Origin of the sequence: Neptunomonas sp. XY-337 (assembly GCF_004959845.1) — a bacterium.
Classification (GTDB): Bacteria; Pseudomonadota; Gammaproteobacteria; order Pseudomonadales; family Balneatricaceae; genus Neptunomonas; species Neptunomonas marina.
This window is the reverse complement of the sequence record NZ_SPLL01000002.1, coordinates 97,510-113,014: the sequence shown is the minus strand read 5'-3', so window position 1 is coordinate 113,014 and position 15,505 is coordinate 97,510. Positions and strand designations below refer to the sequence as shown.

Sequence of the window (15,505 nt, the reverse complement as noted above, 5' to 3'; positions counted from 1 at the left end):
CTCCTAGCGCTGCGATGGATTAATTAAGCTGCGAGCGATCATCTCTTTCATAATTTCAGAGGTGCCGGCATAAATGGTTTGAACACGCGCGTCCACATAGAAACGCGAGATAGGATACTCCAGCGTATAGCCGTAGCCGCCGAATAGCTGTAAGCATTGATCAGCAACCTTACACTGCATCTCGGTTGCCGTGAGCTTCAGAATAGAGGCCTCTTCGGTGGTCATCTGACCATCGTTATAGCGTTGTATGCACTGGCCAAGATACGCTTTGCATAGCTCGAGCTGAGCTTTGAGTTCGGCGAGTTTAAAGCGCGTATTCTGAAAGTCTGCAATCCGCTGGCCAAACGCTTGGCGCTGCTGCACATAATCTAGTGTCAGCGCTAATGCGCCCTGTGCAGAGCCCACGGCCTGTACCGCAACGCCAATGCGCTCACGCGGTAGCTCCTGCATCAAATAGGCAAAACCTTGGTTCTCCTCACCCAGTAAAGCACTAGCGGGTACGCGCAGGTCATCGAAAAAGAGTTCAGCCGTATCACTTGCGTGCTGGCCAATCTTTTTAATACCGGCACCACGAGAAAAACCGGCCAGCGTACTATCGACCAGAAAGAGCGAGACCCCTTTCGCACCGGCATTAAGGTCTGTTTTTGCACACACGATCACCAGATCGGCATGACAGCCGTTGGTAATAAAAATTTTTGCTCCGTTGATGACCCACTCCTCGCCATCGCGCACCGCTCGCGTACGCAGTGCGGCAAGGTCGGAGCCTGTGCTTGGCTCCGTCATTGCAATCGCGGCAACTTTATCGCCACGAATAAGCGCGGGTAGCCACTGCTCCTTTTGAGCACGGCTACCGTACGCCGCAATGTACGGAATCACGATATTGGCATGTATGTTGTAGCTGCTGGCCAGCCCGCCAAAGCCTTGTCGTGCGATCTCATTCACAACCAGTTGCGCGACCTCAAAGCTCGCACCTGCTGCGCCATACTCCTCTGGCATATCAACACCTAAGAGCCCTGCCGCCCCCAATGTTTGCCATAACGCTTTCGGCAAAGCTCCAGTGCGCTCCCAGTCGTCGTAAAAAGGCGCGACCTCAGCCTCTAAAGCACGTTTAACCATGTCCCGATAGATCGTTAGCTCTTCACTCATGCTCACCTCCTAACGCGGTTCCATGCGGATAGCCGCATCAAGACGGATCACTTCGCCATTGAGATAGCGGTTTTCGATAATATGCTGACATAGCGCCGCAAACTCAGCCGGATCACCAAACCGCTGCGGGGATTGCATCATCGTGATCAGCGGCTCACGTACACTCTCGGGTAAAGACTGCATCATGGGTGTATCGAATAGCCCCGGAGCAATCGTCATCACGCGGATGTTGCTCGCGGCTAGATCACGCGCTAACGGTAACGTCATGCCAACAATGCCCGCCTTACTTGCACTGTAGGCCGCTTGGCCGGTTTGCCCATCGAATGCTGCTACGGACGCGGTGTTGATGATGACACCACGATCATCATCTGTACGCTCATTAGTAGCCATCTTCTCAGCAGCAACACACAAAACATTGAACACACCCACCAGATTGATATCGATCGCTTTGCGAAAGGGTGCGAGGGGTGCAGCATGACCATCCCGATCCAACGCTTTCCCCGCTGCCACGATGCCCGCGCAGTTAACACAGATATCCAGCTGGCCAAATTGATCAACACCCGTTTCGATACTGCTGCGCACATTTGCCTCACAGGTGACATCAGTTGGTGCAAAAAAGGCCTGCTGTGGAAAACGTGTCGCTAATGCATCACCGGCAGCCTTATTTAGATCAAGCACAATAACCCGCGCGCCCAGTTTTAACAGATGCTCACAGGTTGCAAGCCCTAACCCCGATGCTCCACCGCTCACAACGGCAACTTTTCCTTCTACTTTCATCTCATATGCCCACTGATCGAAAAGCTTGAGTATTCCGCTGCTCGCGTATTGGGGCTATGATCGTTCCTGACGTTCTATTTAACCAAAACGTCCATATTCGTTTCGTGCCCACAATAAAATTCAACCCGTACGCAATATGAAGAAGAAACCGGTTTCCAATCACTACATCGAAGCGGCGATACGTGGCGCGGTGGCTCAAGGGGTCTCAGTGGAGCAGTTGCTCGCACAAGCGGAGATCCCTCTGCAGGCTTATCGCCAAGCGCAGGAGCGCATCTGTGAAGAGCAACTAGCAGGATTGATAAAGGCCGTTTGGCGTGAAACCGGCGACGAGTTTATGGGGCTTACCGCCTCACCTTGTAAGAATGGCGTGTTCGCACTGATGGCAGAATCGGTGCTCCATACACGAACACTTGGCGGGATGCTGCAACAAAGTGCGCGCTTTTACAGCTGTGTCCATTCCGACCTCGATCTGGCACTCACACAACGCGACGACCTTGCTGATTTCAAGCTCACCCTGAAAACAAAGGACCTCGATACCGATCACTTCTTCCAAGAGTTTTTGCTGCTCATGTGGCAGCGCTTTAGCTGCTGGCTAGTCAACGAGCAGTTAGCGTTCCAGTCCACCTATTTTAATTATCCGCAGCCCTCACATGTCGCAGAGTACCCTCCCATGTTTCCAGGAGCGCTCGTGTTTAACAGCACCGCCTCTGGCTTTACTCTGCCCGCGCGCCTACTGGCAGCTCCTATTGTACGTAAGCCCCATGAGCTTGCCGGTTTCCTGCGTTCATCGCCACTCGAAGTGCTGCGCCGTGTTGGTCAAGACACCTCTATTGCCACGCGTGTTAAGCGCCACCTAGTGCAGTGCGGGGTCGCGCAGCTGCCCACACTAGAAAGCGTGGCGCAGTCACTCAATATGACCTCTCGAACGTTGCGTAGAAAACTCAAGGAGGAGGATGTCAGCTTTCAGCGTTTAAAAGACCAGTTACGCCAAGATACCGCCATCCGCCTGCTGCTAGACGAGTCGCTCAGCATCGCCGATATCAGCCTACTCACCGGCTTTACCGAACAAGCAGCGTTCTGCCGCGCATTCAAAAGCTGGACCGGCGTTCCTCCAAGTAGTTATCACACAGCGCAAACCCGCTGACCGTTTCGGTTAAATGGTATGGACAGTTAGATCATTGCGTGCAGCCCACGACTCCAAGAGACTCAATAGCATCGCAAAAGAATAATAAAAGTGAGGACACGTCATGTCTGTCGAGATGCTACCTGAAGTTAGCTGTTCCACCGCCAATACCATTGGCAGCGGTCTAGACCGCGCCGTACGGCGCTACGCCACCCGCGAAGCGATTGTTTTTAATGAGCGCAGGTGGAGCTACCAAGCACTGAGTGATGCCGTTAACCGTGTTGCAAATGCGTTACTCGATCTTGGTCTGAGCAAGGGTGATCGCGTTGCCGCTTACGGCAAAAACTCCGATGCCTACCTCATCCTCTGGTTAGCCTGTGCACGCTCAGGCCTTGTGCATGTGCCGATTAACTTTGCCCTCGTCAGTGAAGAGCTGAGCTATCTTTTATCCCAGTCAGGCGCACGAGCACTATTTTGCGACGATGCTCTACTCGCCAATGCAGAAGCGATTCTAGACACCACCGATGTGAAGCTTTGCGGCACTTTGCGCAGCAGCGCCACTCAAGCTCTTGATATACTCGCTTACGCACAGAGCGAACAACCCACAACACCTCCTAAGGTCACAGTGCAAGACACTGACCTTGTTCAGATTCTCTATACCTCGGGCACCACTTCTCACCCCAAAGGCGCGATGCATACACATCGCTCCTTTATGACTGAATACATGAGCTGCATCCAGTTGCTGGAATTAAAAACATCCGACCGCTCGCTTGCGGCGCTGCCGCTCTATCATTCGGCACAAATGCACGTATTCACGATGCCCGCTCTGATGATCGGCGCATTAAGCTACATAATGGAAGCACCGGTTGCGCAGCATGTTTTTGAGGCGATCAGCCAAGAGAAGATCAATTCACTATTTGCGCCACCCACAGTATGGATCGGTTTGCTGCGCGACAGCGGCTTCGACGCACATGACCTGAGCACCTTAAAGAACATCTATTATGGTGCCTCGATTATGCCAGAGCCCATTGTGGTGGAGCTCGGCGAGCGCCTAACCGGGTCGCGACTCTTTAACTGCTATGGCCAGAGCGAGATGGCGCCGTTAGCGACCGTTTTGAGTCCAGATGATATTAATGGGCGGCTGGCATCGGTCGGTAAACCGGCTATGTCCGTGGAGACGCGTATCGTCAACCCCGTCACAATGGAGGATTGCCAACCCGGAGAGCGAGGTGAAATTATCCATCGCTCGCCCCATTTAATGGTGGGCTACTGGAACAAACCCGATGAAACAGCAGAAGCGTTTAGCGGCGGCTGGTTCCACTCAGGCGATCTTGGCTACGTCGATGACGACGGCTTTATCTACATTGTTGATCGCATTAAAGACGTGGTGAACACCGGCGGTGTCTTAGTTGCAAGCCGTGATGTGGAGGAAGCACTCTACCTACACCCGGCTGTTGCTGAGGTCGCGGTAATTGGTACGCCCCATGATAAGTGGATCGAGGCGATCACCGCTGTTGTGATTCTCAAAGAGGGAGCTGAGGTGGATGAAGCGGCCCTCATTGCCCACTGCCACAATCACTTAGCGCCCTTCAAGGTGCCTAAAGCGATCGCTTTCCAAGCTCAACTGCCGAAAAACACTGCGGGTAAGCTGCTTAAACGTGCACTACGCGACCAATACGCAGAACAGTTTTCATAAGTCCTTTATCACAATGGCGATACTCAGCTAGAGCTAGCTGGGTATCGCTAAGGTCTCAGTTAACCAGCTTTCAAACATGGCAGCGATCTCAAACTGGCGGCAGTGGGTCGGTATCACCAGCCAGTACCCCGGCACCAGCGACGGATTAATCTCACTCAGTGCCCGATCACCTAACGGCATCACCATCTCACCTGCAGCTACCCCCTGCTGCGCGACATTATCGCTGACAAGCGCAACACCTAGCCCCTGCTTTGTCGCTTCCACCTGACTGGCGATACTATCAACGATCAAGAACTGCCGTTCGCGCAACAGGTCAATGCCCAACGTTCTTGCATAACGCTGCCAAAGCTCAATCGACAGGGGCGTGCAGATAATACGCTGGTGCTGTAGGTCTTCCGGCTTCGATAGCACAGAGCGAGCTTTCAAAGCCGGGGCACAGACAAGGTACTTGTCATCGCGCTGTAAAAGGCGCTTGTGCTCGGCGGGCCATTCGCCAAAGCCCCACTGGATCGCAAGATCAATCGAGCGCCAGTCGCTATCGCTCATCGCAACCTGAGTACCAATAAACAGCTCAACATCGGATAACGTTGACTCAAATGTTTCCAACAGCGGTAATACCCGATGCACCGCAAACCAAGGCGATATATTGATGCGAAAGTGCGTTTTCTGTGTGCACTTTGCCAACGTGACGCCTTGATCCAGCAAAGCTAACCCGCGATCAACATACTCCGCTAACAGCTCGCCCGCTGGGGTTAGCACAACACCTGATGCGTGACGAGAGAACAGCGCTACTCCAAGTTGCTGCTCTAGCGCTTTCATTTGAATACTAATCGCCTGTGGGGTCACACATAGCTTATCTGCAGCGCGTTTAAAGCTTCCAACCTGAGCGACAACCGCAAAGTAAGACAGCGCTTTGAGCGGTAAAGACTGATGGTGTTCACTCAACAATAGCTCCTCCTGATAAATAGGATAAAGACCTATATACATTAACTTAATTAATAGTAGGCTAAGCGTCCTTTTGAGACATAAATTAAAGGAGTAATCTATGCGTCTCTGCGCTTCATTGCTATTGCTGGCAGCCAGCTCAAGTACATTTGCTACTGGCAGTTTGGAAAACCCGCAACCTAACGCCGTTGAATCAGGCATTGGTGTTATCTCTGGCTGGGATTGCTCCGCACAACAGGTAGAAGTATTTATCGATGGCCGCTCAATTGGTAACGCCGGCACCGGCACCTTACGTGGCGACACGACTAATATTTGCGGCCATGCAGAAACTGGATTCTCTTTGCTGCTTAACTACAGCGGCCTGACCGAGGGCGCCCACACGATTGAAGTTTATACGGACGGCCAACTGCTAACACGCCGAGACTTTCGGTCGGTCAAGTCCGGTGGGAGTGAGTATCTAGCTGGAAAAACGAAGGCAGTCACGGTTGAAAACTTCCCTAGCGCTGGAACAACCTCAATGCTGGAGTGGAGCCAATCTAAGCAATCGTTTGTCGTCACAGGAAAGGTGGATCAAAACCTTGCGGGGGCTTACACGCTAGCTCGCATGACCATTCATTTGCAAAACGATCTGGTACTAGACTCTGAGGGCGGTGAGTTCAGTGTGTCTGGTACGATGAACGTCACTCAAAGCCAAGTTGACTACAGTTTAGTCATGGTCGTTAACGGTGAAAGCACGCCTATAGCCGGCTCATATTCGTACCGAGATTATGGTTACTATCTCTACGATAGTAACCATCGAAAAAATATGGCTATCGTGGATAGGGGCTCAAAATTTGTGGCTTCGAGTTTAAACTACACAGCTGACTTGGGCTGGTTCAACACGATCGAGTATTGGGAAAAATCCAACTCCGTAACATCTAGTGGCTCAGTTGTTACAAGGTCCGATTTCAATAAACCAGAAATTTTTCAAGAAAAAACCAACTAGCACCTCACCTCTCAGTTAGGCAGCGACGCCCTCGTTGTTGCCTAACACTGTCCAACAACCAAACGTAGATCGCGCCCTCTCGTTTCTTGCCAACCCTATCTCGTCTTAAAGTAAAGCAGCCCAAATAGAGTCAAAAAGCGGCGTTGGCCCTTTAAAACAGGAAAAAACGCTTTTTGCCTTTGCTGAAATATTCCTAGACAGCGCGTACCCATATACTCACGCACACATTGAAATGTATTCACTTAGAGACGAATGTCAGCATTTTTTACAAACACTAGGTGAACACCCATACACAATGGGGCAGATAATTGACCTGAATCTTAATAAGCGTTCACTTAAGCAGTAAAAGTGCTTGAAACTAAACCGGAAGTGAACCAAACCGAACCGCTTAGTTTGATTTAACCGGATTCCTATTTTTGAACGTCAGCTAATTTTACAAGGCTCACTTTTTGTCCACACAGTGCAGAAAATTCATACTAAGACCGCGCACAAAACATCAGAAAACCTTAATAAATGTCTGCAATAAATCACAAAACCACCAACAAGGTTAAAAATAAGACACCAAAAAGCGACATAATAAATTTTTTTAAACTTTTTTATAACCAAGATAAAAAGTTGGCACACCACATGCTAAATACTTCGTGCTTACAAATTGAAACCCTTTGCACTGGCGCAAACGGAACACGGAGATTATGAAAATGGCATTCGCTAAAAAAGCTTTGGCAGCAGCAGTTCTTACAGTAGCAGCAACATCTGCATCAGCAGCACTTGAGTTGGTTCAAACTCAAACAGGTGGCTACGGTTACGAAGCTACTATTTGGAACCACACGCTAACATTTGACCTATTCAATCCAGCTAACTTCGATGGCCGTGCTCTGCAACGTGTTGAGCTTGAACTGTCTGGTGAATCTGCGACAACATTCAATTTCACACCAACAAACAGCGCTGTTCGAGAAGCAAGCGGTGACTTCGGCGCTAAAATCTACGCAGACGTTTCTGTAACCTCTGGTCTGATTGCTATCAATGTTAACCCAACAGCTAAAGGCGCTACTGATCGCGTAGAACAAAACGTTAAATACGATTTTGGTTTGCTAGAAGGCTCTGACGCTAAAGGTACAGAACACACAGATGCTGCAACTTTGGCTGGATTTACTGGTACTGACACGTTTAACGTGCAACTAGAAGCCCTTGCTAGCATCACATTCAATGCAGTAGGTGGTAACTACGTATCTGAGCAAGAAGCTCGAGCGCTAGGTAACTTCACAGTTAAGTACTACGTTGAAGAGCTGCCACCAGCAGCTTCTGTTCCTGCTCCAGCATCTTTGGCACTATTCGGCCTAGGCTTGCTAGCAATGTCTCGTAAGCGTAAAGCGGCGTAAGACAGATATTCTGCCCTCTTAACGGAGGGCAGTTTTCACAGTGTGGTGCTTCAAGTTGTTACCAAATCAGCAACACCTTGGAAGCAGTACACTAGGGATTCGATAGCAATGCGCAAATATCGATTAGGTTGAACATGGAGATTAAGATGACTTTCGCAAAACAACTGATAACAGCCGCTGCATTCAGTTTAATGGCTGGCACGGCATCCGCTGCACTCATTCAAGCAGGCCCAACACAGATCCAGACCGTTGAGCGTACCGCTACCACTTGGGATCGCACCTTTACTTTTAACCTGTACAATGCTGCTGACTTTGGTGGCCGTGAGTTACAGAAAGTCGAGCTAACACTAGAAGGGCTTTCATTCACGACCTTCGAGCTAACACCAACGACTTTCGTACGCAGTGCGGAAGGCACATTCGGCGCTGAAATTATTTCAAATATCAGTGTCGGTGGCCCTAAACTGGATATCGATGTATCCCCTTCGACAAAAGCTAGTGGAACTCGCCTCCCAGCCGGCCAAACATACTCGTTCGGCCGCCTAGAAGGTCAAGACTTTGACGCAGCAGAGGTTACTGTTGCAAGCGAACTAGCTAACTTTGCGGGTAATGGCACCTTTACTGTAGATTTAGAGGCAACCGCAAATATCATTCTAACAGTGGTCGGTGGCAACTACACGTCAGAGCAATCGTCTTTTGCTTCTGCAACCTACACTGTGAAATACTTCATTGAAGAAGCCGCTAACGATCCTGCACAGGTTCCTGCACCGGGTTCTCTAGCACTGCTAGGTGCTGGCTTACTCGCATTTTCTGCGCGCAAGAAAAAAGCGAAGTAACCAACAGCGAAAGTCCTCCTGCAAAAGCCCGCTTAATTGCGGGTTTTTGTCGTTGTTGATCTGCTGAAAGAGCCAAACACGAGAGATAAAAAAAACCAGCCGAGCAGCTGGTTTTTTATGCAGAGCACAAACGGTTAGCGGCTTTTTTGCCAGAACACTTCGCAAGCACCATCCTCGTTTGCAAGGCTGCGCGCATACACGAACAGGTAGTCAGACAAACGGTTTAGAAAGCGCATCGCCTCGGGATTAATTGCTTCGCTTTCTTGCAAAGCAACAAATAAGCGCTCAGCACGGCGGCAGATCGCTCGCGCCATATGACAATGCGCAGCGGCGATGTTCCCACCAGGAAGAATAAACTCTTTCAACGGCGGTAACTGCTCATTGAGCTGATCTAACTCGCACTCCAACGCCTCAACCATCGCCGCTTGGATAACTACATACTCGCTGTCGGCTACGGCAAGCTCACTACCAATATCAAATAAGCGATTCTGAATCTCACGCACAAACGGGTGTACAACCTTCCGTTCGTAACGCAAGTGCGCATCTAAAACGCCCAATGCGCTGTTAAGCTCATCGACAGCGCCGAGCACTTCTACCCGAAGACTGGCTTTAGAAACCCGGTTGCCATTCGCAAGCGAAGTTTCCCCTTTATCTCCACCGCGAGTGTAAATACGCGTTAGCCTGTTCGACACTATCATCACCTCTGAAAGTTAGTTGGGTCGGTATACGATCGAAACCAGCCCACCAAAGCCTTGCGTGTTGTAACCCGCAACCTGCTCGTAGTCGTTATCGAAGAGGTTGAGCACCTTACCCTCTACCACCCATGCAGGTGCTAGCTGATACCGTAGTGTCGCATTGACGATACCGTAACCTGCGATATCTGCGCCAAAGTCACGTTTATCGCTCTGTGCAATGAACTCAAAGCCATAACCCAGACGTCCTAAATCGTGATAGATACGACTCGTCAGTGAGCGCTGAGCTCGTCGCAGCAAGCGTGCGCCAGTATCGCGATTCTTGGCGCTTTGTAGTGCTACGGACGTTTGCCAGCTCACCGCACCCCAAGTAGCTTCGTGCGTTAACTCAACGCCTTGCGTACGAGCCCGCGCTACGTTGCGGCCCTGATAAACAAACGGCTCAACCTCAACGAATTCAACGAGATTGTCGATATCATTATGGAAGGCAGTTGCTGTCACTGCTTGATCTGAACCAATACGGTATTTAATACCTAGTTCGATGTTACGTGCATCTTCCGCTTTCAGATCTGGGTTACCGCCGTAGCCATAAAGATCTGGCGCACTGGGCGCCCGAAATGCTGTTGCTGCACTGGCAAAAACATTCAGGTGTTCATTAAACGTATACCCGTAACTCGCTTCCCAAGTTGCTTTTGTGCCAAAGTTCTCATGGTCCGTATAACGACCTGCGAAAAGCAGAGAGTGAGCACCGAACGCGATACTATCCTGCAGAAAGATGGCCTTAGTTGTAATTGACTCATCAAAACCACTGCCAAACGAAAGAGACTGAATGTTCTCTTCTTGAAGGGAAACGCCCGCTGTTAAAAGATGCGCATCAAGCTCGAAATCATTTTCCCAATCCAGTTGAAAACGCTCCGTCTCAACAAAGTCTGGAGATTGATTCTGTATTAGCTCATCAAAGAAGTACCCTGCCTGTAAACGCGTCACCCAACGCTCTGACACTTCATTCTCAGCACTCACACTGATCAAGTGCTGTGTAAAATCCTGATCCACCGGCTTCAATGCAACGTCAGGAAAGTTACTGTAATCTTGTGCAGAGTATTCAGTATTACCACGGCGTGACTGCACACTCAGGTTAACGTCAGTCTCGTTAAATGTATGACGTGCACCTAAGTGAAAGGACAAGTTATCGTGTCCGCTATCATGATCGGCGTCACGGTACGTCGGAAAGCCACCCGTTTCAGTTTTAACAGCACCCCATGAAACCTGTGTTCCTTGCTCAAGGGTTGTGTAACCGTTAACCGATACTTCTTGAAGACTATCGGTTCCCATCGTTACTGCACCTGAAAAAGCCGGCCCACTTTGGCGCGTAAAGATATGAATAACACCACCAATCGCCTCTGAGCCATACAACGCAGAGCGAGGCCCTTTGACCACCTCGATCTTCTCGATAATATCAGGGTGGATAACGCTCAAATTTGCTGAGCCCAATGTGCCCGGGTTAATTTTGACCCCATCAACAAGCACCAATGTATGATCGCTTTCAGTACCGCGTGTAAAAATAGAAGTAATCTGGCCAGCACCACCACTGCGCACCACTTCCACACCAGCAACGTGGCTGATCACTTCGGCTAAGTCTCGCGCCTGCATTTTTTCGATCTGTTCTCGTGTAATTACAGATACATTAGCAAGCGTTTGATCTACCCTTTCCGCTTGTCGAGTTGCTGTTACCGCCACTGCATCTAGCGTTGTAATGTCTGCTACCGCAGTCGATGCCACGAACGTAGCACCCAGAAAAGTCAGTGTTTTCATTTGATCACCTTGAAACGCGCCCACCGCGCAGGGGTTAAAGAACATCAGGCCGGTATCCGGGCTCATGACGCGTGCGAGCACAGCTTTTTTACCTTCCCGGCGTCAGCCAGTGGCCACTAAAAAGCATTAACATCAATTACCGTTGCGGGGGCAGCGCTGGATTTGCGAAAGCGCACCAGCTTCCCGTTTACCCCAAAAAGGGCACCTGAAGAGAGTGTGCGGGGAGTGTACAGGGTGTCGCGAGGTTGTTCAATTTGAACCCCTGGCTGATCGCCAGGGGGAGTCATGGCTGCTTATCTGTCGTAATGTTCAGCGAAACTACGAATGTCATGTGCGAGTACTTCCACCTTATCGGCGGCTTTTTCAAGCTCTTCCAATACTGCAGTGCTCATCGCTGATTCAACGATCAGCTCGAGCGCGCCGAAGTTTTCTTCACCGATCTGCGCCACAACGTCAGCTGATAGTTTGCTTTTAAACGAAGCAACAACTTGTTTTGAATGCTGATTTTGGTTCTGAGACATATAACAGCTCCTTATTAACTATTCGGCAACAAAATATGTTCGTCTTGTTCATGAATATCGCTGGCAGTACCGACGATCAGTGGGTCCGGTTCCAGCAGTATGTCGGCATTTTTATTGGGGTATGGCAGCGAATGAAGTACGTGACGCATCGCATTAATACGGGCGCGCTTTTTATCGTCAGACTTGATCACAGTCCAAGGCGCATCTGCCGTATCAGTGTAAAAGAACATCGCCTCCTTCGCTTCGGTGTATGCATCCCATTTGTCGAGAGAAGCAAGATCGATCGGCGATAGTTTCCATTGCTTAAGAGGATCGACTTTACGCGCTTGGAAGCGGCGGAACTGCTCATCACGGCTCACTGAAAACCAGAACTTGAATAGGCGAATACCACTGCGAACCAACATACGTTCAAAGTCCGGCGTTTGACGCATAAACTCAAGGTACTCAGCAGGTGAACAGAAGTTCATGACACGCTCTACGCCCGCCCGGTTGTACCATGAGCGGTCAAACATAACGATTTCACTTTGAGTTGGCAGATGCTGAATGTAGCGCTGATAATACCACTGCCCCTTTTCCACCTCGGTTGGCTTCTCCAATGCCACTACCTTAGCTTCCCGCGGGTTCATATGCTCCATAAAGCGCTTAATTGTGCCACCTTTGCCTGCCGCATCGCGGCCCTCAAACAAGATAACGATTCGCTCACCTGAATCGCGTACCCAGCTTTGCATCTTGAGTAGCTCAATTTGAAGCTCTTTTTTCATCGCTTCGTAATCTTTGCGAGACAGCTTCTCTTTATAGGGATATTCCTCAGGAAGACCGGTTGGCAACCCCATCATCGATGATGCGGTATCGTTCGTGCTAGCTTCATTCACCTCCATGGGTACTGCACTTGCCTGGTTCATGTTTGCCTCCTTTTAACAGTTGTTGTTTTCTATCTTCCTCCTCTTGTGAGCTGCACACCTTGACCTACGTCAGACGCGCTCTCTAAACATTTAATCTGTTGATATAAATACTGATTTACCGGCACTTCTAGGCCTAAGTCATCTGCTTTTCGACATAAGAAGCCAGTCATATATTCGATTTCGGTCTGACGCTTATGATGGATATCTTGATGCATCGATGAGTAGTTCTGAGCCGTTGCTTGAGCCACAGCACAAGCACGTGTAAACAGGCCCTCACGGAAAAGCGGCTGCGCTAAAGCCGCCGCTATTTTCTCAACCTCTTCGCAAACAGCTTCCATTTTTTGGCGTAGCTCCGCACACCGTATCAGGTCCCCGTTTCGGCAATCATGTAACGCGGTCAACGGGTTAATTGCCGCGTTAATCGCAACCTTGCACCACAGCTGTTGAAGAATATTATCAACGATGGCGACATCTGGAATATCTTCAAAGAGGCGCTCACCCGAAGCACCCGATAAACGCCCTATAAACGTTTCACCTACACCCGCCCACACCACGCGCACTGGTGTCTCTTTGAAAGCACCATCTGTGGTAAGTGCAGCGTAGACAGTCTGCTGCTTACACAGTTGCGCAACCTCCTCATGCTGCCCCATTCCGTTTTGTAACAACACAACATGCGCCCCCTCTTCGAGGCATGGCTGAATCTGCTGTATGGCAGCAACAGACTGATAAGACTTCGTTGCCACCAACAGATGGGATATTGCCTCAGTTTGGCTTGGCGCCACATATCGTAGCTGAGTTAGCATTTTTTTCGTCTTCGCACTAATAATGTGCAGCCCGTTTACACGTAACTGTTCACGTGCACTGTTATCCCTGACAATGACCGTCACCTGATGGCCCGCCTGAGACAACTTAAACGCCCATAGAAGCCCGATAGCTCCGCCACCTAAAATATGCCAGTTCATGAAAAACCTTCTGTAATTGTGCGCTTTGCCCATGGCTCACCGCTTAAAAGCCTCTTGACCTTGCGGTAAACTATCGGAAAAACAGGAGATTATCGACTATGCCATCATTCGACATCGTTTCGGAGCTAGATAAGCACGAAGTGACAAATGCGGTTGACCAAGCCAACCGTGAATTACAGACTCGCTATGACTTTAAGGGTGTAAGCGCCTCTTTTACGCAAAACGAAGACAGCGTTTCACTGGAAGCAGAAGTTGATTTTCAGCTGCGCCAAATGATCGAAGTCCTGCGTGCAAAGATGATCGCACGTAATATCGATATCAAGTGCATCGAAGAGAAGGACCCTGAGCTATCAGGCGTAAAAGCTCGACAAGAGCTTATTCTCAAGCAGGGCTTAGATCAGCCTATGTGCAAAAAAATCACCAAGACCATTAAAGAGAGTAAACTAAAAGTCCAGACACAGATTCAGGGCGAGAAGGTTCGCGTCACGGGTAAGAAGCGCGATGATCTCCAGCAGACCATTGCGTTACTCAAAGACGCTGATATTGAACTACCTTTGCAGTTCAACAACTTTAGAGACTAATGGTTGAGCAATAAAAAGGGCGATCTTAAATCGCCCTTTTTTGTATCTAGTTTACTTTGCTTTTTTGAGAAGCTTTTTCAACTTCTTCAGCTTACCTTCGTGCTTAGCAATTTTTGCTTCGCGCGCTTTGATGTTCTTTTTGATCGATTTCGCTGTTAGCTTCTTCTTAGCCATTGTTAACTCCATATAACGTTTCTATTGGATTCAGTCACCGCCCTTTTCAGACTGCTCTTTTAGGAACTGCCTAATAAAACGACGAATCTCACGCGCTGCGCTCGTATCCAGCTCATCACAAAGCTCAACAAATTCATCACGTTCAGCTTTGTTTATACGAATAACCAGTTGGCTATCTTTCGGCTTTTTCTTGGCTCCCATCGGAACCCCTCTAAGTTATCAGAATGATGCGAGCACACTGCATATATTTAGTATATACAAAGTAGTGCACTAGATATTTAAAGTAAAGTCCATATTATTATATTTTTATTAAATATAAAAAAAGCCGCATCAAGCGGCTTTTTTTTACTAAAGAAGGCTTATTGCCCTTGTGACTTTTGCGCTTTGAAAAGTTCAAACAACGTCCCTTGATCTGGAAGACGAGTCGCTACCAAACCTTTTGATTCTTGGAACTTGCCCAATGCGTCTTTTGTTCCATCACCGTAAACACCGTCAACACTGCCGCCCAAGAACCCAAGATCCGCTAACGCTTGCTGAATAATCTTGATCATCTGCGCTTGCAGAATAATAGGCTTCTCTTTTGTGCCTAAATTCTTAAACTCACCACCTGATGACAAACGGTCACTATCCAGTGTTTGGGTAATACTGCTGACTATTTGGTGGAACTGCATATCCGGGCGCTTAGCACAAAAAGACTCAGCGATTTTCAACATAAGAGCCGTACTCTGCCACGGTGCGATATCGAAAGTATCCGCTTGGTGACGATTCATTGCTGTCAGGTAGCCTTCTACCCAACCACCGTAAACGTAATACAAGTTATCCTGTGCTTTTACAGACTCCAAAAACTTCGCACAGCTACCTAAACCCGCTCCTTTAATCGCGTAGGAGCCATTGCTATCAGACGCCTGTACGTTGCTGCCCAATAGGCATGCAGCCATCGCTGTAGCCAGAATTTTTCCTTTCATGCTCTCTACCTC

At 49.3% G+C, this 15,505-nt stretch carries 17 protein-coding genes and 1 riboswitch; of the genes, 6 read left to right on the top strand and 11 right to left on the bottom strand.

The features are described from left to right. Positions 1–3 precede the first annotated feature (3 nt). Positions 4–1,146 carry an acyl-CoA dehydrogenase family protein gene (locus tag E4L36_RS04170; protein ID WP_136679357.1) on the bottom strand — a complete coding sequence of 381 codons (1,143 nt, stop codon included), beginning with the start codon at positions 1,144–1,146 and terminating at the stop codon, positions 4–6. Positions 1,147–1,155: 9 nt separating this feature from the next. Then, on the bottom strand, positions 1,156–1,923 hold the full coding sequence (locus tag E4L36_RS04165) for an SDR family NAD(P)-dependent oxidoreductase (RefSeq protein ID WP_136679356.1): 768 nt from the start codon (positions 1,921–1,923) through the stop codon (positions 1,156–1,158). 136 nt (positions 1,924–2,059) lie between these two features. Between E4L36_RS04165 and E4L36_RS04160 the strand changes: the two genes are divergently transcribed. Together E4L36_RS04160 and E4L36_RS04155 are read left to right on the top strand one after the other, a co-directional pair. Continuing rightward, a complete protein-coding gene (locus E4L36_RS04160) occupies positions 2,060–3,067 on the top strand; it encodes an AraC family transcriptional regulator (protein ID WP_136679355.1) in 1,008 nt (335 codons plus the stop codon). 103 nt (positions 3,068–3,170) lie between these two features. Next, entirely contained in the window at positions 3,171–4,742 is a 1,572-nt protein-coding gene (locus tag E4L36_RS04155) for a fatty acyl-CoA synthetase (RefSeq protein WP_136679354.1), read from the top strand. Positions 4,743–4,775: 33 nt separating this feature from the next. On the opposite strand, the gene E4L36_RS04150 is transcribed toward E4L36_RS04155, so the two are convergent. After that, complete coding sequence (locus E4L36_RS04150) at positions 4,776–5,687, bottom strand: LysR family transcriptional regulator (RefSeq protein ID WP_169051469.1); 912 nt, start codon at positions 5,685–5,687, stop codon at positions 4,776–4,778. A gap of 100 nt (positions 5,688–5,787) precedes the next feature. On the opposite strand from E4L36_RS04150, the gene E4L36_RS04145 reads away from it, so the two are divergent. From E4L36_RS04145 to E4L36_RS04135, 3 genes are all read left to right on the top strand, one after another. Beyond that, complete coding sequence (locus tag E4L36_RS04145) at positions 5,788–6,672, top strand: hypothetical protein (RefSeq protein WP_169051468.1); 885 nt, start codon at positions 5,788–5,790, stop codon at positions 6,670–6,672. A 698-nt stretch (positions 6,673–7,370) separates the two neighbouring features. Next, positions 7,371–8,051: a choice-of-anchor E domain-containing protein gene (locus E4L36_RS04140; RefSeq protein WP_169051467.1), complete on the top strand. Its 681-nt coding sequence runs from the start codon at positions 7,371–7,373 to the stop codon at positions 8,049–8,051. A 146-nt stretch (positions 8,052–8,197) separates the two neighbouring features. Then, a complete protein-coding gene (locus tag E4L36_RS04135) occupies positions 8,198–8,884 on the top strand; it encodes a choice-of-anchor E domain-containing protein (RefSeq protein ID WP_169051466.1) in 687 nt (228 codons plus the stop codon). Positions 8,885–9,018: 134 nt separating this feature from the next. On the opposite strand, the gene E4L36_RS04130 is transcribed toward E4L36_RS04135, so the two are convergent. The 5 genes from E4L36_RS04130 to E4L36_RS04110 form a co-directional block, all read right to left on the bottom strand. Then, complete coding sequence (locus E4L36_RS04130) at positions 9,019–9,582, bottom strand: cob(I)yrinic acid a,c-diamide adenosyltransferase (RefSeq protein WP_346763623.1); 564 nt, start codon at positions 9,580–9,582, stop codon at positions 9,019–9,021. 12 nt (positions 9,583–9,594) lie between these two features. Beyond that, a complete protein-coding gene (locus E4L36_RS04125; protein WP_136679350.1) occupies positions 9,595–11,388 on the bottom strand; it encodes a TonB-dependent receptor in 1,794 nt (597 codons plus the stop codon). Between the two features lie 29 nt (positions 11,389–11,417). Then, positions 11,418–11,612: riboswitch (cobalamin riboswitch) on the bottom strand. A 69-nt stretch (positions 11,613–11,681) separates the two neighbouring features. Then, positions 11,682–11,909 carry a phosphatase gene (locus E4L36_RS04120; RefSeq protein ID WP_127694271.1) on the bottom strand — a complete coding sequence of 76 codons (228 nt, stop codon included), beginning with the start codon at positions 11,907–11,909 and terminating at the stop codon, positions 11,682–11,684. 14 nt (positions 11,910–11,923) lie between these two features. Beyond that, the gene (gene ppk2, locus E4L36_RS04115) at positions 11,924–12,811 is read right to left on the bottom strand and encodes a polyphosphate kinase 2 (protein WP_136679349.1); all 888 of its coding nucleotides are present in this window, start codon (positions 12,809–12,811) and stop codon (positions 11,924–11,926) included. 29 nt (positions 12,812–12,840) lie between these two features. Next, complete coding sequence (locus E4L36_RS04110) at positions 12,841–13,773, bottom strand: 2-dehydropantoate 2-reductase (RefSeq protein WP_169051465.1); 933 nt, start codon at positions 13,771–13,773, stop codon at positions 12,841–12,843. Between the two features lie 98 nt (positions 13,774–13,871). On the opposite strand from E4L36_RS04110, the gene E4L36_RS04105 reads away from it, so the two are divergent. Continuing rightward, positions 13,872–14,354: a YajQ family cyclic di-GMP-binding protein gene (locus E4L36_RS04105; protein ID WP_127694273.1), complete on the top strand. Its 483-nt coding sequence runs from the start codon at positions 13,872–13,874 to the stop codon at positions 14,352–14,354. Between the two features lie 51 nt (positions 14,355–14,405). Here E4L36_RS04105 and E4L36_RS18055 read toward each other — a convergent pair whose 3' ends face one another. The 3 genes from E4L36_RS18055 to E4L36_RS04100 all read right to left on the bottom strand — a co-directional run bounded on the left by E4L36_RS18055 (position 14,406) and on the right by E4L36_RS04100 (position 15,493). Then, entirely contained in the window at positions 14,406–14,528 is a 123-nt protein-coding gene (locus E4L36_RS18055; protein WP_276317515.1) for a hypothetical protein, read from the bottom strand. 30 nt (positions 14,529–14,558) lie between these two features. Beyond that, positions 14,559–14,729: a hypothetical protein gene (locus E4L36_RS17785; RefSeq protein ID WP_164847085.1), complete on the bottom strand. Its 171-nt coding sequence runs from the start codon at positions 14,727–14,729 to the stop codon at positions 14,559–14,561. A gap of 158 nt (positions 14,730–14,887) precedes the next feature. Then, positions 14,888–15,493, bottom strand: coding sequence for a peptidoglycan-binding domain-containing protein (locus E4L36_RS04100; protein ID WP_136679347.1), 606 nt, complete (start codon positions 15,491–15,493; stop codon positions 14,888–14,890). Between the last annotated feature and the right edge of the window lie 12 nt (positions 15,494–15,505).